The 17,623-nt window shown below is 72.6% G+C and carries 15 protein-coding genes; 5 read left to right on the top strand and 10 right to left on the bottom strand.

The features are described 5' to 3' along the window. Positions 1-36: 36 nt before the first annotated feature. Entirely contained in the window at positions 37-3,123 is a 3,087-nt protein-coding gene (locus ACH47X_RS02300; RefSeq protein WP_397400993.1) for a hypothetical protein, read from the top strand. 61 nt (positions 3,124-3,184) lie between these two features. Here the strand turns inward: ACH47X_RS02300 and ACH47X_RS02295 are convergent, their stop codons facing one another. Continuing rightward, positions 3,185-3,907, bottom strand: a complete 723-nt coding sequence (locus tag ACH47X_RS02295) for a hypothetical protein (protein WP_397400991.1) — start codon at positions 3,905-3,907, stop codon at positions 3,185-3,187. Between the two features lie 127 nt (positions 3,908-4,034). Here ACH47X_RS02295 and ACH47X_RS02290 point away from each other — a divergent pair, with 127 nt between their 5' ends. Both ACH47X_RS02290 and ACH47X_RS02285 read left to right on the top strand, forming a co-directional pair. Beyond that, entirely contained in the window at positions 4,035-6,191 is a 2,157-nt protein-coding gene (locus ACH47X_RS02290; protein ID WP_397400989.1) for a DEAD/DEAH box helicase, read from the top strand. A 43-nt stretch (positions 6,192-6,234) separates the two neighbouring features. Next, complete coding sequence (locus ACH47X_RS02285) at positions 6,235-7,518, top strand: DUF418 domain-containing protein (protein ID WP_397400987.1); 1,284 nt, start codon at positions 6,235-6,237, stop codon at positions 7,516-7,518. 46 nt (positions 7,519-7,564) lie between these two features. Here ACH47X_RS02285 and ACH47X_RS02280 read toward each other — a convergent pair whose 3' ends face one another. Then, positions 7,565-7,837, bottom strand: a complete 273-nt coding sequence (locus ACH47X_RS02280; RefSeq protein ID WP_200835961.1) for a hypothetical protein — start codon at positions 7,835-7,837, stop codon at positions 7,565-7,567. A 129-nt stretch (positions 7,838-7,966) separates the two neighbouring features. Here ACH47X_RS02280 and ACH47X_RS02275 point away from each other — a divergent pair, with 129 nt between their 5' ends. After that, the gene (locus ACH47X_RS02275) at positions 7,967-9,259 is read left to right on the top strand and encodes a hypothetical protein (RefSeq protein WP_397400985.1); all 1,293 of its coding nucleotides are present in this window, start codon (positions 7,967-7,969) and stop codon (positions 9,257-9,259) included. A gap of 13 nt (positions 9,260-9,272) precedes the next feature. On the opposite strand, the gene ACH47X_RS02270 is transcribed toward ACH47X_RS02275, so the two are convergent. After that, on the bottom strand, positions 9,273-10,514 hold the full coding sequence (locus ACH47X_RS02270; protein WP_397400983.1) for an MFS transporter: 1,242 nt from the start codon (positions 10,512-10,514) through the stop codon (positions 9,273-9,275). A gap of 60 nt (positions 10,515-10,574) precedes the next feature. On the opposite strand from ACH47X_RS02270, the gene ACH47X_RS02265 reads away from it, so the two are divergent. After that, the gene (locus tag ACH47X_RS02265; RefSeq protein ID WP_397400981.1) at positions 10,575-10,970 is read left to right on the top strand and encodes a MerR family transcriptional regulator; all 396 of its coding nucleotides are present in this window, start codon (positions 10,575-10,577) and stop codon (positions 10,968-10,970) included. A 91-nt stretch (positions 10,971-11,061) separates the two neighbouring features. Here the strand turns inward: ACH47X_RS02265 and ACH47X_RS02260 are convergent, their stop codons facing one another. The 7 genes from ACH47X_RS02260 to rpsB form a co-directional block, all read right to left on the bottom strand. After that, positions 11,062-11,604, bottom strand: coding sequence for a DivIVA domain-containing protein (locus tag ACH47X_RS02260; protein WP_036969347.1), 543 nt, complete (start codon positions 11,602-11,604; stop codon positions 11,062-11,064). A gap of 5 nt (positions 11,605-11,609) precedes the next feature. After that, positions 11,610-12,704, bottom strand: a complete 1,095-nt coding sequence (gene rlmN, locus ACH47X_RS02255; protein ID WP_020016846.1) for a 23S rRNA (adenine(2503)-C(2))-methyltransferase RlmN — start codon at positions 12,702-12,704, stop codon at positions 11,610-11,612. A 65-nt stretch (positions 12,705-12,769) separates the two neighbouring features. Beyond that, positions 12,770-13,606 carry a phosphatidate cytidylyltransferase gene (locus ACH47X_RS02250; protein WP_397400979.1) on the bottom strand — a complete coding sequence of 279 codons (837 nt, stop codon included), beginning with the start codon at positions 13,604-13,606 and terminating at the stop codon, positions 12,770-12,772. Positions 13,607-13,656: 50 nt separating this feature from the next. Continuing rightward, the gene (gene frr, locus ACH47X_RS02245; RefSeq protein ID WP_142033647.1) at positions 13,657-14,214 is read right to left on the bottom strand and encodes a ribosome recycling factor; all 558 of its coding nucleotides are present in this window, start codon (positions 14,212-14,214) and stop codon (positions 13,657-13,659) included. 107 nt (positions 14,215-14,321) lie between these two features. Beyond that, complete coding sequence (pyrH, locus tag ACH47X_RS02240) at positions 14,322-15,077, bottom strand: UMP kinase (RefSeq protein WP_397400977.1); 756 nt, start codon at positions 15,075-15,077, stop codon at positions 14,322-14,324. A 283-nt stretch (positions 15,078-15,360) separates the two neighbouring features. Beyond that, a complete protein-coding gene (tsf, locus tag ACH47X_RS02235) occupies positions 15,361-16,200 on the bottom strand; it encodes a translation elongation factor Ts (RefSeq protein ID WP_020016850.1) in 840 nt (279 codons plus the stop codon). Positions 16,201-16,306: 106 nt separating this feature from the next. Further along, entirely contained in the window at positions 16,307-17,254 is a 948-nt protein-coding gene (rpsB, locus tag ACH47X_RS02230; RefSeq protein ID WP_142033646.1) for a 30S ribosomal protein S2, read from the bottom strand. Between the last annotated feature and the right edge of the window lie 369 nt (positions 17,255-17,623).

The following is a 17,623-nucleotide window of genomic DNA, read 5'->3' as shown; positions in this document are numbered from 1 at the left end:
CGCGAACATTCGCCGAGGAAAGGCTGCGGGAGCAGGATGACCGACCGGATTGTCCGCTCCCTGCTACCGACCAGCCGTGCCGGGCGGGTGGCCCGGAACAGCCGCGCGCACGCCGCCCCGCCCTCCGGCGGCTACGACGCCTTCCTGTCCTACAGCCGGGACTCCGACGGCGAGTTCGCGCCCGCGTTCCACGCGGAGCTCCTCGACTTCGACAAGCGCGACGACGTGCCGGACCTGAACGTCTTCCTGGACCGGACGGGTCTGGCGAACAACCCGAGCCTCTGGGACGCGATCGAGCGCAAGCTCGAACGGTCCGACTACCTCATCCTGTTCGCCTCGGAGGGTGCCGCGAGCTCGAAGTACGTGGCCAAGGAGGTCGCGTGGTGGCTCGACCACCGCGGTCCGGAGACCCTGCTGGTCGCGCTGACCAGCGGCAAGATCGTCTGGGACCAGACGGCGAACGAGATCGACGCGATCAGCACCACGGCGTTGCCCGCGCCGCTGGTGGAGCGGATCGACCACGAACCCAAGTGGACCGACCTGACGAGGCTGCGCCAGCGCCGGTTCTGGCGGCACCATCCCGATCGGCCGGGGGTGCTCGCCGAGCTGGTGGCGCCGCTGCGCGGCTCGGACGTCAGCACCGAGGAGATCCTCAGCGCGCACATCGCCCGGCAGAGCTCGGCGGGCCTGCGCAACCGGCTGGTGAACATGGCGCTGGCGGTCATGCTCGTCCTGTCGATCGGCGCGTTCGCGTACGCGCAGCGGGAGGCGGACCGCGCGAACGAGGCCGTGAACGCCAACGAGGCGCACCTGCTGGGCGCGACGTCGCACGTGGTGCACCAGGACGACCCTGCCACGGCGCAGCTGCTGGCGGTCGAGGCGGTGCGGCGGCTGCGGGACGGGCAGACCCGGACCGCGCTGTTCAACGCGGTGACCGCCAACGAGCCCGCGGACCCGTACCTGCTGCGCACGGTGGACGTCCCGGAGGAGACCGGGCTGGCCGACGTCGCACCGACCGCGGCCGGCGTCGTCGGCCGGACCGAGACCGGGGACCTGGTGCGCTGGAACCCCGACGACGGCGCGCCCACCGTGCTGCGCGGCGACCGCACGCCCTTCGGCTCGGTCACGGGTTCGGGGCGCGCGGGACCCGTCGTGTCCGGCAGCGCCGACGGCGCCGTGGTCGCCGCCGTGGACGACCTGGGCGTGACCCTGGGCCGGTTCGGGCCGCTGCCCGCCGACAGCACGAGCCGACAGACGCACCTCGACCTGCCGGGCACGACGGCGGTCGCCGTCACGCCCGACGGCGACACCCTGGTCATCGCGTGGCACGACGCCACCAGCGACCGCAACCGGATCGGCACCATCAACCTGGCCGACCGGGACCTCGCCGTCCTGGAGTCCGACGACGGCGCCGCGCGTCCCGCCGAGCAGCGCCTCGCGTTCCGTACCAAGGCCGAGACCGACCTGAGCGTCACGTCGCTCGCCGTCGGCTCCAGCCGCACCCTCGCCGTGGCGGACGCCGCCGCCGGGACCCTGGAGATCCGCAGCCTCGACACGCTGGAGCCGACCGGCGGCGGCCCCGTGGACCTGCCCGACGGCGGCGTCCCCTCCCCCTCGCTGCGCGACTGGGCGACCCTGGCCTCCGACGGCGACACCACGACCGTGACCCTGCACCACTGGGCCGACGGCACCGCGCGTACGGCGGACTGCCCCGTGCCGCGTGCCTGGTCCGACCCTGAGGTGGTCGCGGTCGACGACGCCACGACCCGCGCCCTGGTCGCCACCGACGGCGGGCTGGTCGCGTGCGAGATCGGCGCCGACACCGACGTGCACCGCACCTGGCACCTGTCCGGCATCCGGGGGCCGGGGTCGCCCGTCCTGGTCGGGGCGGACCGGGTCGCGGCGGCGTCGGACGGCCGTATCGCGCTGTGGAGCACCGCCGGGACCGACGGGGACGTCCCCCTGCCGAGCGCGGCCGGGGTGGCGGCGACCGGGCGGGACCCCAGGCAGGACGAGGACCCGGGCGAGGACCCGGGTGCGGGCGGGCCGGCGCAGGCCGGCCCCTCGGCCGTGCTGGCCACCTACCGTGCCGAGCCCGGGCGGCCGGCCAGCACGGCGGCGTCCTGGTCGGACGGCACCGTGCTGATCCACGGCCTCGGCACGGTGGACCTCCCGGCCGACAGTCCCGACGCCGGCCGGCCCCTGCTGCCGGTCTGGCTCGACGAGGACCGGCTCCTGCTGGTCACCCCCGACGGCGAGGCCTACCGGACCCAGGGCGGCACGACCGCCGGGTACGAGGCCGGGTTCCGCGACCTCGTGGCACCGGGCCTGGACGGCGGAGACCCGGATTGCGCCACGATCGTGAGCGCGCAGCGCACCCGGGACGACCTGGTGCTGGTGGACACCTGCTCCGGGCTGCACGTGCTCGACGTCGGGCTGCAGGAGCGGGCCCTGTACGTGCCCGGTCCGCTCGGTACGACACCGCGGCTCGGCACGGCGTGGGCGGAGCCCGGCCGGGTGGCCGTCGCCGACGACGGCAGCCAGATCGCCGTCGCGCCCCGGGACTTCTCGCTGCGGGTCGCCGACCTGACCGCGGCCGCCGCGGGCGAGCGGGAGGTCTGGACGGTACGGGGCAGCAGCGTGGACCAGGTGCACCTGATCGGCGCGCGGACCGGCGCGGACATGACGCTGCCCGAGCGGCTCGTCACGCTCGGGCTCGACGCGAAGGTGCGGCTGCGGGCCGTCGCCGGTCCGGGCGACCCCGAGGACCTCGACCTGACCGGCACCTACGGCGACGTGCTGGCGGTACTGCCCGGGCCCGACCTCGTGGCCCGCAACCAGGGCGCCGCGCTGGCGTTCTTCGACATCGCGACGGGCCAGAAGGTCGGCTCGCTCGCGACCCGGCTCTATGCGCCCGGCGGCAAGGTCGCACCCGGCGACGTCTACGCCGGCGACGGCCAGCTGCTCGTGGTCCAGGACCACGGCGTCACCACGGGCTGGACCTTCTCGGACGACCAGATGATCGCCCGGGCCTGCGCCATGGCCGGGCGGGAGCCGACCGCGGCGGACATGCCGGACGGCGTCTCCCTGGCGACCACCCCCACCTGCCCGGAGAACCGCTGAGTGCCGGACGTCCGCCCCGGGTGGGCGAACGTCCGGCACTCAGCGGGTCCGGCGGGTCGGGTCAGGACTCGAGGCGCTTGGCCTCGGTCTCGGCCTCGTCGGCCTCCGCGTCGCGGCCCTCCTTGCGCAGCGCGCTGGTCAGCGAGCGCATCGAGGCGGCGGCGTCGGACTTGGCGAGGCCGGAGGACGTCCCGCGGAGCTTGCTCCACAGGCCCATCGCCTCCTCGGCGACCTCGAGCACCTGCGAGCGCTCCTTGCCGCCGATGGTCGACGTCGTGAACGTCTCCAGCGCGTGCTCCAGGGCGTTGCGCTGCTTGGCCGGGTCGTCGTCGTCCAGGCTCTTGAAGAGGCCGACGGCCTCGCCCACGAGGGCCGAGGTCGACTTCTCCTGGTCCTTGGCCGCCGCCTGGCTGCCGAACGACAGCAGCGCGACGGCCAGCTTGGACACGGTGCTGCCGGCCTCGCCGGGCAGCTTCTCCGCGCCCGACGCGACCAGCTGGTGCAGCCGGGCCGCGGTCCGCGTCTCGATGTTGTCCGCGCGCTCCGGGTCCTCGTCCTGCTCCGGCGTCGCGACCGGCGCCACGGCTCCGGCCGGTGCCTGCGTCGCGGCCGGGGCCACGACCCCCTCCGGCCCGGCGACCGGGGCCGGGCTCGCGGCCGGCTCCGGATTCGTGTCGCCCTGGACGACGTCCGGCGTCGCCTCCGGCGCCACCTGCGGCGTCGGCTCCCCTGCGGCGGTGGCCTGCGCCGCCTGTGCCTGCTCCGGCAGTGCGTCCGTGCTCACTTTTTCCTCCTGTTAATGGTGCGATGAAACTACCAGAATGGGCATTCGGTCCGGTATGTAAGAAACGTCGGTCCACGACGCGCGTCGGGGCCTCCGGGACGGCCCGCACGCAGTACCGTCGTCGGCCATGACGACCTGGTCCCGCGGTGACGCCCGCGAACTGCTCGAGGAGGCCGGAACCCGGCACGACCTGGGCTCCCGCACCCTCAGCCAGCGCCGTGGCGCGCCCGCCCGAGTCCGCGCCGCCTACCGCGCCGCCCGCGACGCACGCGTGCTGGACGAGCTGTCCGACGTGCCCCTGGACCGGGTCCGCGAGGTGGGCGCGGGCGGTCTGCGCCTCGGCCCGCTCGAGCAGGCGGGGTACCGCACCGTCGGCCAGATCAGGGCCGCCGCCCCGGAGGAGCTCACGGCGATCGCGGGCGTCGGCGCCCGCACGGTGGAGGCGCTGCAGAAGGCGGCCCAGCAGGTCTTCAGCGCCGTGGACGCCGGCCTCGCCTTCCGGCTGGACCACTCCCCCGCCGACCCGCTCGCCACGCGCCTGGTGCGCGCGCTGCACGACCACCTGCAGGTCAAGGCCTTCTTCGGCACCTGGCAGGACCGGCTCGACGTCGACGTGCGCGAGCTCGCCCGCCTGGCCGAGACGGGTGCCGTGCGGGCCACGTTCGTGCGGCGGTTCTTCGCCGGCCGGCGCCGCACCGACCGCGCCGACGCCGCGCTGACCGACCTGCGCACGCTGACCGACGACCTGGACGCCGTGGGCATCACCGACGCCCTGCGCGCCCTGGACGAGGTGCTCACGAACACGTCCGACGCCGACGCCTGGAGCGACTTCGAGGCACGGGCCGCCGCCTACTTCACGGCGCTGGGCGAGCTGGTCGACCTCGGCATCGACGTCGAGGCCGCCGAGGGCTACCTGCCCGAGGACGTCGTCGGCGAGGTCGCGACGCAGGACCTGGACACCTCGCTGCTCAACGTCTCGCTGCGCTCCTACCAGGCGTTCGGCGCCAGGTACGCGCTGTCCCAGCGGCGCACGATCCTCGGCGACGAGATGGGCCTGGGCAAGACCGTCCAGGCCATCGCGGTGATGGCCCACCTCGCCGCGAAGGGGAGCACACACTTTCTCGTGGTGTGCCCTGCGAGCGTCGCGGCCAACTGGGCCCGCGAGGTCGCGGCCCACTCGAGGCTGACCGTCCGTGTGCTGCACGGCGACGACCGCGAGGCGGGCATCAAGGAGTGGGCGGCCGACGGCGGCGTCGGCATCGCGACCTTCCCCCAGCTCGGACACCTGCGGGCGGGCGACATGCCGCGCCCCGCCCTGCTCGTGGTGGACGAGGCGCACTACGTGAAGAACCCGGAGGCGCAGCGCTCCGAGCGGACGGCGGAGTGGGCCCGCGTGGCCGAGCGCGTGCTGTTCATGTCGGGCACGCCCATGGAGAACACCGTGGACGAGTTCCGCAGCCTGGTGGGCTACCTCAAGCCCGAGGTCGCCGACGACATCGACCCCGCGGCGGGCCTGGCGGGCGCCTCCGCCTTCCGGCGCTCGGTCGCGACCGTGTACCTGCGCCGCAACCAGGAGGACGTGCTCACCGAGCTGCCCGAGCTGGTCCAGGTGGACGAGTGGGAGCGGTTCGGCAAGCACGACGGCGCCGCCTACCGCCACGCGGTGCTGAGCCGCTCGTTCGCCGACATGCGCCGTGCCGCGTTCGTCGAGGCCCCCGAGCCGACGGCGAAGCTGGTCCGGCTGCGCGAGATCGTCGACGAGGCCGTGGAGAACAACCGCAAGGTCGTGGTCTTCTCCTACTTCCGCGACGTGATCGAGCGCGTGCTCGCCGAGCTGGGCCCGCTCGCCGTCGGGCCGATCACCGGATCGGTGCCCGCAGCCCGCCGCCAGGAGCTGGTGGACGAGTTCACGCAGGCGAAGGAGCCCAAGGTGCTCGTCAGCCAGATCGAGGCCGGCGGGGTGGGGCTCAACATCCAGGCCGCCTCCGTGGTGATCCTGTGCGAGCCGCAGGTCAAGCCGACCGTCGAGGCGCAGGCCATCGCCCGCGCGCACCGGATGGGCCAGGTGCGCACCGTGCAGGTGCACCGCCTGCTCATCGAGGAGAGCGTGGACGAGCGGCTCCTGGAGATCCTCGGCACCAAGGCCGAGCTGTTCGCGGAGTACGCCGGACGCTCGACGGTGCCCACCACGCCCGGGGCCGGCACCTCGGACGTCAGCGACAAGGAGCTGGCGCGGCGGATCGTCGACGAGGAGCGCGCCCGGCTGGAGGAGCCCGCTGCCTAGCGCTTTCCTCGCGGTGGCGCCCATGGCCTGCTGAGATGGGGCCATGACGACCACCGCCCTCACCCGAGGACCCGTCCAGGCCGCCGAACGCTCCCCCGCCCCCGATCTGGCGCGAGGGTTCATGCTCCTGCTGATCGCGATCGCGAACACGCCCTACTACCTCTGGGCCAGCACCATGGGCTCCGGGGCGTCGCACCCGGTCGACGGGTCCGCGCTCGACAAGGTGGTCGACTTCCTGATCATCACCACCGTGGACCTGCGGACCTACCCCATGTTCGCGTTCCTGTTCGGGTACGGGATGATGCAGCTCTACAACCGCCAGGTGTCCTCGGGCACCTCGGAGAAGGCGGCACGCCGGCTGCTGCAGAAGCGCAACTGGCTGCTGCTGGCGTTCGGGTTCGTGCACGCGGCGCTGCTCTGGATGGGCGACGTGCTGGGCGCGTACGGTCTGGCCGGCCTGCTCATGGTGTGGCTGTTCTTCCAGGTCAAGGACCGCACGCTGATCGTGTGGACGTCGGTGTTCTGCGGCCTGCTGACGATCGGCACGGTGTTCGCGCTGGTCGGCGGTTGGTTCCTCGCCCAGATCCCCGCCGACGACCCCATGGCGCGGAGCATCGCGGCCGACCTCGCGCCGACGAGCGACTCGATGGCCGTGACGTCGTACCTCGCCTCGATCGGGGAGCGGCTGACGTACTGGACGCTCGGCACGTTCCTGCAGGGCCTGCTCTCCCTGGTGGTGCCGATGATGCTGCTGCTCGCGTTCTGGGCCGGACGCCGCCGGATCCTGGAGAACCCGGGCGACCACCTGCCCATGCTGCGCCGGGTAGCCGTCATCGGCATCACGATCGGCTGGCTGGGACCGCTGCCCTCCGCGCTCGACCACGTCGGCATCATCGACGTGCCCGACCACGCGGCCGTCGTCTTCTATCCGGTGCAGTTCCTCACCGGGTTCTTCGGCGGCCTGGGGTACGTGGCACTGTTCGGCCTGCTCGGTCACCGCCTCGCCCAGCGGCGCAGCGGGCCGCCGTCGGGCAACCTCTTCCTGACGGACGGGCCGTTCGCCGGCGCCGTCCAGGCAGTGGGCAAGCGGTCGCTGACCTGTTACCTGCTGCAGTCCGTGCTGTGCGCGCCGGTCCTGGCCGCGTGGGGCCTCGGTCTCGGCCAGTACCTCAGCTCGTGGAGCATGCTGCTCTACGCCGTGCTGGTGTGGGGGCTCACGGTGGCGTTCGCCGTCTGGCAGGAGCAGACGGGCCGCCGTGGCCCGGCCGAGGTCGCGCTGCGCCGCCTCGTCTACGGCAGGCCCGTGCAGGCGCCCGCCGCGGCGTGACACCGGCGGCGGGGCGGCTGCGGGCGGCCCTGTTCCCGGTCTTGGCTCAGGCCGGGAACGAGTCCACGGCGTCGTCCACGCCGTCGCCGTCGGCGTCCACGGAGATGGTCCGCGTGCCGCCGGCGGTCTCCACGACGACGTCGGGCACGCCGTCGCCGTCGGTGTCGTACAGCTCGACGTCGGGCACGCCGTCGCCGTCGTAGTCCTCGAACTGGGCGTCCACGACGCCGTCGCCGTCGGTGTCTGCGACCTCGACGTCCGTGATGCCGTCGCCGTCGAGGTCGTACTTGCCGGGCTTGTCGGCCAGGAACTCGGACACGTGCTTCTCCTTGCTGATCGCTGTCTCAGGTCGTGCTCGGTACTCCCCCGATCATGCACCACCCGGGCCCGCCCGAAATTTCACTCGCTTCGCCTCGCGGGTGAAATAGGTGGCGCTTACATTCGGGGCATGGTGACCCAGGCCCGCAGTTCCCGACGCCGCGCCGCCCTCCTGGCAGCGACCACGTGCGCCCTCCTGGTCGTCTCGGGCACGGCCGTCGCCGCCGTCGCGCCGAGCACCGGGTCCGGCCCGGACCTCGCCGCCCAGGCCTGGTCCGTCGATCTCGACGCCCTCGGCCCGGACGACGCCGGGTTGCGGCACGCGGACGACGGGCTCCGCCTCGCCGTCCCCGAGACCACTGCCGCAGGCGGGGGCGACGCCGCCGGTTCACCCAGGCCCCGGGAGGCGTCGGGCCAGCTCGTCGCCGATCCGGTGGAGCTCGGCTCCCCGGCGACCGGCGTCGCCGCCGAGGTCGACGCCGCCACGCCCGACGGCACGTCCGTGCTCGTGGACGTGCGCGGCCGCCTCGCCGAGGAGGGCCCCGACTCGTGGACCGAGTGGGTCCCGGCCGGCGAGCCGCTCCCGGTCGCGTCCGCGACCCTCCAGGCGCGCGTCACGCTGGTCGGCGACACCGACGCGTCCCCGACCGTCCGGGAGGTGACACTCACGCCCGAGGTGGAGCGGTCGCGGTCCCTGCAGGAGGTCGAGGTCCAGGCCAAGGCCGACGGGCGCTCCTACAAGGTCTTCGCGACCCGCGAGGGCCTGGTGGGCGGCACCACCGCGAACGGGCACGTCATCAAGAAGCGTGACCACTTCGTCGCCCTGCCGTCGCGGCGCGGGCTGTCGGCCAAGAACTCGGGCAGCTACTCGGTGCGGGTCTGCGCCGAGCGCACGGGCCGGTGCGCGTACGCCCCGGTCTGGGACGTCGGCCCCTGGAACACCAAGGACGACCACTGGAACGGGTCCCACAAGCGCGAGTCGTGGGACGACCTGCCGCGGGGCCTGCCCCAGGCCCAGGCCGCCTACCAGGACGGCTACAACAAGGGGAAGGACGGGTTCGGCCGCAAGGTCGCGAACCCCGCGGGGATCGACCTGGGCGACGGCACCTTCTGGGACGGCCTCGGGCTGAAGGACAACGCCTGGACCACCGTGACGTACCTGTGGACCGGCAACGGACCGAAGGGCGTGGTGCGCACCAGCGGCCGGCCCCTGACCGTGCGGTCCGGCCCCGGCACGAACCACTCCGCCGTCGGGCAGGCCGGGCGTTTCACCAACGTCGTGATCGAGTGCACCGCCAAGGGCAGCCGCGTGGACGGCTACTACGGCGTCAGCAACGTGTGGAACCGGATCGGGCCGGGCAACTGGATCTCGGACGCGTACGTCAACACGGGTTCGAGCGGCCCGGCCGCCAAGGCCTGCTGACCCGTCGGGTCGGTCAGGCGCGGCGGAGCGCACCGGCCAGACCGGTCGCCGCCACGCCGACCACGACGGCAGCCAGCAGGGGTAGCGCCGCCACGCCCGAGCCGGCCACGACCGCGGAGGCGAGCGCTGCCCCGACGGCGATCCCGCCGTTGAACAGCACCGGGATCAGCGCCCCGGCGAACGAGCGACGCTCCGGCCCGGCCAGCCGCAGGATCAGCGTCTGCGCGAACGGCGGCATGGCACCCGACACCACGCCCCAGGTCACGACGACGGCGACCCCCACCACGGGGCCGGCGTCCACGCCGAGACCGAGCACAGCCAGCGCCGTGGCGGCCACGCTCACCACGAGCGCCGGGCCGCTGCGCTCCCCGAGCCGCCCGGCCAGCGCGACGCCGACGGCGGAGGCGAGCCCGAACACCAGCAGCAGGGTGCTCATCCCGCCCGGCAGCGCGTGGGCGGGCGTCTCCGCGAGCCGGGTGATGTAGGTGTACGCGCCGTAGTGCCCGACCAGGACCAGGGCCACCAGGCCGGTCACGGTCAGCAGCCGGCCCATGCCCCTGGCCGTGGTGCGGGCGCCCCCTCCGACCGGGTCCGCGGGGGTGCCGGGCGCGCCGTCGGGCACCGCGGCGCGGGCGACGACCAGACGGACCGCGGCCGCGGCGAGCAGGCCGAGCACCGCGAGGGCCCAGAAGGCGGCGCGCCAGCCGGCGGCATCCGCCACGAGGCGGGCCAGCGGGGTGCCGACGACCATCCCGAGCGTCGCCCCACCGAGCACGACGGCGATGGCGCGGCCCAGCAGCCGGTCGGGCACGAGGTCGGCGACGTGCGCGTTGGTCGTGGCCCACAGCAGGCCGACGGCGGCCGCGCCGAGCACCCGCGCGCCGACCGCCACCTGAAAGGTCGGGGCCAGGGCGGTGAACGCCGAGGACAGCGCGAGGACGGCCAGCCCCCCGGCGATCACGGCGCGGCGGTCCAGGCGGCGGGTGAGCCGCACGAGCGGGAAGCTCAGCACCACCACGACGGCCGCCCACACGGAGACGAGCAGGCCGGTGCTCGACTCCGCGACGCCGAGGCCGGTGCTCATCTGCTGGAGCACCGCCGTGGGCAGCATCTCGGCGGTGACCATGAACAGCGTCCCGGCACCGAGCACGAGCAGGGAGGGCCACGGCAGGGTGCCGGGCTCGGGGCCGGCCGGGGCGGCCGGAGCGGTGTCGATGCTGGTCGGGGCGGTTGGGGCGGGGCCTGTCATGTCCATGCCCGCCACGCTAAAGTTTGACACTGGTGTCAATGTCAAGGCCCTGCCCGGAGGTACGTCATGAAGATCGGTGAGCTCGCCACGCGGACAGGTGTCACGACCCGGCTGATCAGGTACTACGAGCAGCAGGACCTGCTCGAGGCGGACCGGGCGGCCAACGGCTACCGGACGTACACGGAGGAGCACGTGGAGCGGGTCTCCCGCGTTGCCGGCCTGGTCCAGGCGGGCATCCCGACCCGGCTGGTCAAGATCCTGATCGACGCCGAGGACGCCGCGAACCGCGAGGATCCGACCTGCCCGCGGGAGGTCGCCGAGCAGCTCGCCTCCGAGCTGGTGGGCGTCCAGGCACGCATCGACTGCCTGACCCGCAGCCGGGACTCGATCCGGAAGTTCCTGACGGCGACCCAGCACAAGGTGCTGCTGCGCGAGGAGCAGGAGGCGACGGCCGCCGTCTGACGATCCGCGAACCTCGGCGGACGGCGGGACAGGAGAGGGCGGAGCGCCGATCAGCGCCCCGCCCTCTCCTGTCACCACCTGGCAAGCAGGGTCACTCCACCCCGAGCAGGACCTCCACCGCACGGCTGAGGAACGCGTCGACGGAGGCCTCGTCGTAGGCCTCCGGCCCGCGGGCCCGGCCGAAGGTCGCCGACCGGATGTCCCCGGCCGTCAACGGCTCCTGACGGTCGAAGTAGCCGATCAGGCGGTCGCACAGGTCGTCGACGTCGTCCTTGTCGTAGCCCTGCGAGCCGCGGTCGGCAGGCGCGAACTTCTCGCCGTCGGGCCGGCCCAGACGCCCGTACAGGGAACGGGCGCGCTCGGCGAGCGCGTTCATCCAGGCCTGCTGACCGTGCGCCGCGGCGTACTCCGCGCGCTGTCGCGCGATGAACGCCGCCTCCAGGCGGTCGAGCGCCGCGTCTACCTCGTGGGTGTTGTACCCGCCGCGGGTCAGGTCGAAGGTCGAGGCCTGGATGTCGGCACTCGTCAGCCGATCCGCGGTACGGCCCTCGTACGCCTGCCGGGCGTGCTCGAAGAACTCGTCGACCTCGTCCTTGTCGTACCCGGTGCGCATCGCGGGCACGCTGTTGAACATCCCACTCACTCGTCGTCCTCCTCAGCCGCCAGCTGCCCGCAGGCCCCGTCGATGTCGCTCCCGCGGGTGTCACGGATAGTGGTCGGGATCCCGTGACCGCGCAATCGTGCCACAAACTCGTCCTCGACATCCCGGTCGCTCGCGGTCCAGATGGAGCCGGGCGTCGGGTTGAGCGGGATGGGGTTGACGTGCACCCAGCCGCGCCCGCGGGAGTTGAGCTTCTCGCCCAGCAGGTCGGCCCGCCAGGCGTGGTCGTTCATGTCCTTGATGAGGGCGTACTCGATGGAGACGCGACGCCCGGTGACCTCGAAGTAGTTCCGCGCGGCGTCCAGCGTCTCGTCGACGCTCCAGCGGGTGTTGATCGGCACCAGCTCGGAGCGCAGGTCGTCGTCGGGCGCGTGCAGCGACAGGGCGAGCGTCACCGGGATGCCCTCCTTGGTGAGCTTCTGCATGGCCGGGACCAGGCCCACGGTGGAGACCGTGATGTTGCGTGCCGACATGCCGAGCCCCTCGGGCTGCGGCGCCACCAGCGTGCGCACCGTCTCGATCACGGCCTTGTAGTTGGCCAGCGGCTCGCCCATGCCCATGAAGACCAGGTTGTTCAGCCGGGTGACGCCGCCGGGGATCTCGCCGTCGGCCAGCGAGCGGAAGGCCGCGCGCACCTGCTCCAGGATCTCCGCCGTGGACAGGTTGCGGGTCAGGCCGAGCTGGCCCGTGGCGCAGAACGGGCACGCCATGCCGCAGCCGGCCTGGCTGGAGACGCACAGCGTGGTGCGGTTCGGGTAGCGCATGAGCACCGACTCGACCTTGGCGTCGTCGAACAGGTGCCACAGCGTCTTGACCGTGGTTCCGCCGTCGGCCTCCAGCTTGCGCGTGGGGCGGATGAGCTGCGGGAACATCGTCGCCGCCAGTGCCTCGCGGGACTTCGCCGGCAGGTCCGTCATCTGCGCCGCGTCGCTGGTGTAGTGCGTGAAGTAGTGCGTGGCGAGCTGCTTGGCCCGGAAGGCCGGCTCCCCCGCCTCGACCACCGACGCGACCCGCTCCTCGGGCGTCAGGTCGGCGAAGTGCTTCGGCGGCTTGCCGCGGCGCTTCGGCGCCATCTGCAGCGGGATGGCCGGGGTCTCGTCCGAAGGACGGACGGCCGGCTGGGCAAGGGGAGTTTTCATCAGGCAACCACCGAGAGCACGAGATAGACGAAGGGCGCTGTGATGACCAGCGAGTCGAGGCGGTCCAGCACGCCCCCGTGCCCCGGGAGCAATGAGCCCATGTCCTTCAATTCTAGGTCACGCTTGAGGAGGGACTCGGCGAGATCGCCGACCGTGGCAGTGATCGCGGTCATGACGCCGAGCGCGACCCCGAGGACCGGGCTCTCGCCCAGCCCGTAGACCGAACCGAGCACGCCCACGGCCGTGGCCAGCACGATCGAGCCGGCCAGGCCCTCCCACGACTTCTTGGGGCTCACGGTCGGCGCCAGCGGGTGCCGGCCCAGCATGACGCCGGCGATGTAGCCGCCGGTGTCGTTGGCGACCGCCAGGAGGATGAACAGCGCGACACGGATCTCGCCGTCGGGCTGCGCGAGCATGAGCACCACGAACCCGGCCAGGAACGGCAGGTAGGACGCGGCGAAGATCCCCGCCGCCGAGTCGCGCACGGCACTGAGGCCGGAGCCGTCCAGCGCCCGCCACACCACGGTCGCGGCGACGGTCAGCACGAAGGCCACGAACAGCGCCTCCGGACCGCCCCGGTACGCGGAGACCACCATGCCCGCGGTGCCCACGAAGAGCGGGACCATGGGCAGCCGCAGGTCACGGCGCGCGAACGCCTGCCGCAGCTCCCAGAGCCCCGCCCACAGCAGGACCACCACGAACAGGACGAACGGTTCGGGTCGCCAGTAGAGGGACGCGCCGACGACGCCGAGCAGGCCGACGCCCACGAGGATCGCCGCGGGCAGGTTGCGGCCCGCGCGCGAGGCCTTCGCGCCGGGTACGGGTTCTGGGCTCACTGCGGTGTGCGCGTTGTCTCGCTCTGTTCTGTCTCGAGGCGGTGCGGGCATCAGACCTCGAGCAGCTCGCTCTCCTTGCTGGAGAGCAGCTGGTCGATCATGTCGACGTGGCTCTTGGTCAGCTTGTCCAGCTCCTTCTCCGCGCGCACGACCTCGTCCTCGCCGGCCTCGCCGTCCTTGACGATGCGGTCCAGCGTCTCCTTGGCCTTGCGGCGGATGTTGCGCACCGAGACGCGCGAGTCCTCCGCCTTCTGCTTGGCGAGCTTGACGTAGTCGCGCCGGCGCTCCTCCGTCAGGGAGGGCAGCACGATGCGGATGGCGTTGCCGTCGGTCGCCGGGTTCACACCCAGGTCGGAGTCGCGCAGCGCCTTCTCGACGGCGGGCACGGAGCCCTTGTCGAAGGGGGCGACCAGCACGGTCCGCGCGTCCGGGATGTTGAAGGACGCCAGCTGCTGCAGCGGCGTGGGCGCGCCGTAGTAGTCGACGGTGATCTTGCTGAACATCCCGGCGTTCGCACGGCCCGTGCGGATGCCCGCGAAGTCCTCCTTGGCGACCTCGATCGCCTTCTCCATCTTTTCCTCGGCTTCGAGGAGGGTCTCGTCGATCACCACTGCTCCTGTCGTTGGTCTACGGGTGGTGCCGGGGCCACTCTACGGACACTTTGCCCGGCTACCGAAAGGATCGCGAGTTCCCGGGCGGGCCCGGGTCCCACGGTTCAGCGCGTCGTGATCAGCGTGCCGATCGGCTCGCCGGCCAGTGCGCGCGTGACGTTGCCCTCGCCCTCCATGCCGAAGACCCGCATCTGGACGTCGTTGTCGCGGCACATGGCCAGCGCCGTGTCGTCCATGACGCCGAGCCGGTTCACGAGGGCGTCGGTGTAGGTCAGGTGGTCGAGCTTCTTCGCGCCAGGGTTGCGTCGCGGGTCGGAGTCGTAGACCCCGTCGACCCCGTTCTTGCCCATGACGACCTGCTCGCAGCCGGTCTCCAGGGCACGCTGCACCGCGACGGTGTCGGTCGAGAAGTACGGCATGCCCGCACCCGCGCCGAAGATCACCACGCGGCCCTTCTCCAGGTGCCGGATCGCCCGCAGCGGGATGTACGGCTCGGCGACCTGGCCCATCGTGATGGCGGTCTGCACGCGCGTCGTGACGCCGGCCTGCTCCAGGAAGTCCTGCAGGGCGAGGCAGTTCATGACCGTGCCGAGCATGCCCATGTAGTCCGCGCGGGCCCGGTCCATGCCGGCCACGCTCAGCTCGGCGCCGCGGAAGAAGTTCCCGCCGCCGACGACGATCGCGACCTGGATGCCGTCCCGGACGGCCACGCCGATCTCCTTCGCCATGCGCCGGACCACGTCGGCGTCCAGCCCCACGCTGCCACCGCCGAACGCCTCGCCCGACAGCTTCAGGAGCACGCGCCGGGCCGGCTTGCCCTCCACGTCCACCGCGAAGTTCTGCGTCGCCTCGTCACTCACTGATCCGTCACCCTTCGATCGTCGATGCCGGGACACCGGCCCTTCCCGGAATACTGCGCCCGACTCGCGGGCGACGCACCTCTGCGCCAGGCAGGGGCCTCCGGACCGGCCTCGAGACCCCTGGTGCGACCTGGAGCCCGCCCGGCTCTACGGCACACCGAAAGTATCGAAGCCCCACCGCGCTCCGGACGGAGCGGGGTGTGCGGTCCGGCTCCGTCGGAACCGGCCGCGTACGCGTCGGCCCGGCCCGCGCCGAAGCGCGGACCGGGCCGAACGAGCTGCGTCAGGAACCGACGCGGAACCGCACGAACGCGGTGAGGGAGCCGTTCACGGAGGCGACGTGCTTGCCGACCGTGGTCTTCGGGTCCTTCGCCAGCGGCTGGTCGATCAGGACGACCTCCTTGAAGAAGCCGTTCAGGCGACCCTCGACGATCTTGGGCAGCGCCGCCTCCGGCTTGCCCTCGTTCTTCGAGGTCTCCAGAGCGATCTCGCGCTCCTTCTCGACGACGTCCGCCGGGACGTCCTCGCGCGTGAGGTACTTCGGGGCCATCGCGGCGACGTGCTGCGCGATGTCCTTGGCGACGGCCGCGCCCGCCTCGTCGGTGACCACGAGGACACCGATCGACGGCGGCAGGTCCTTGGCCGTCTTGTGCAGGTAGGTCGTGACCTTCGGGCCCTCGACGCGCGCGACGCGGCGCAGGACGAGCTTCTCGCCCAGCGTGGCGCCCTGAGCGGCAATGAGCTCGGCGACCGTGCCCTCACCGGCGGGAGCGGCGGACGCCGCGACCTCGTCGGCGGCACCGGCGGCAGCGGTGGCCTCCAGGACGGCCTCGGCCAGCGAGATGAACTTCTCGTTCTTGACGACGAAGTCGGTCTCGGCGTTCAGCTCGATCATGGTGGCGACCTGGCCGGCCGCGGTGTCCTCGACCTTGACGGCGACGAGACCCTCGGACGTGGCGTTGCCCTCGCGCTTGGCGGCGCGGGCCAGGCCCTTGGTCCGGATGATCTCGATGGCCTTGTCGGCGTCGCCGTCGGCCGCGTCCAGGGCCTTCTTGACGTCGAGCATGCCGGCGCCGGTCCGCTCACGCAGCGCCTTGATGTCAGCGGCGGTGTAGTTCGCCATTGTTCTGGTCCTCCGTGCAGTCGTGTTGTTCTTGGGAGGTCGTACGACCGTCAGGGACGGCGCGCCTGCCGGGTCCGCGTGATGCGCACCCGGCCGACGCAGCGCATCACTTCTCGGTCTCGGCCTCGGGAGCAGCAGCCGGAGCGGCCTCGGCGGCCTCGGCGGCCTCCACGACCTCGGCCGGGGAGGCCGGGGTGGCGGCGGCAGCAGCCTCGGCGGCGGCCTCGTCGACGGTGCCCTCGGCGGCGGCGGCCGGGGTCTCGACCGTGCCCTCGGTGGTGTCACCGGCGAGGAGCTCGCGCTCCCACTCGGCCAGCGGCTCGGCGGCGGCCTCGGCCTCGGTGCCGGTCTTGGCACCGCCCGAGTGACGCTGCATGAGGCCCTCGGCGGCGGCGTCCGCGATCACGCGGGTGAGCAGCGTGACGGAACGGATCGCGTCGTCGTTGCCCGGGATCGCGTAGTCGACCATGTCGGGGTCGCAGTTGGTGTCGAGGATCGCCACGACGGGGATGCCCAGCTTGCGGGCCTCGTCCACCGCGAGGTGCTCCTTGTTGGTGTCGACGATCCAGACGGCCGAGGGGACCTTGGCCATGTCACGGATACCGCCGAGGGTGCGCGCGAGCTTGTCCTTCTCGCGGCGCAGCACAAGGAGCTCCTTCTTCGTGAGGCCCGAGGCGGCCACGTCGTCGAAGTCGATCTCCTCGAGCTCCTTGAGGCGCTGGAGACGCTTGTGCACCGTGGTGAAGTTGGTGAGCATGCCACCGAGCCAGCGGTGGTTCACGTAGGGCATCCCGACGCGGGCGGCCTGCTCGGCAACCGGCTCCTGGGCCTGCTTCTTGGTGCCGACGAAGAGGATGGAGCCGCCGTGGGCGACCGTCTCCTTGACGAAGTCGTAGGCGCTGTCGATGAAGTGCAGCGACTGCTGCAGGTCGACGATGTAGATGCCGTTGCGCTCCGTGAAGATGAAGCGCTTCATCTTCGGGTTCCAACGGCGGGTCTGGTGTCCGAAGTGGACACCGCTCTCGAGGAGCTGGCGCATGGACACGACGGCCATGACACGTCCTTTCGGTGCGGTCCGGGATCGACCCGGGGCTCCGCACGCATTTCAGGCGGCACAGGACGCAAGTCCTGGGCCACGGTTCGGTTGGCGGCGCCTTCTCGTGAAGGTGCCCCTGGCGCCACGTCGTTCCCGACGCCGACCCTGGGGCCGGACCACTGCCGGACGCGACTCGATGTGGCGCGCGATGTCGACCGGAGATCCCCTGTCAGGCAGAGGGCCAGCGGAGCTGGACGACTGCCGGACTGGCAGCACATGCCGGTCGCGGGTTGAAGTCTACCCGAACGGCCCCTGCGGCGAGGACCTCGGCGACGGGCTCCCGCTGTGACGTCGCCCGCTCTCGTTCGGGTGGTCCTGCGGGGTCGT

The organism is Promicromonospora kroppenstedtii (genome assembly GCF_044389675.1).
In the GTDB taxonomy this organism is placed as follows: domain Bacteria; phylum Actinomycetota; class Actinomycetes; order Actinomycetales; family Cellulomonadaceae; genus Promicromonospora; species Promicromonospora kroppenstedtii.
The sequence above is the reverse complement of the archived record's forward strand: the minus strand, read 5'-3'. Positions and strand labels throughout refer to the sequence as shown.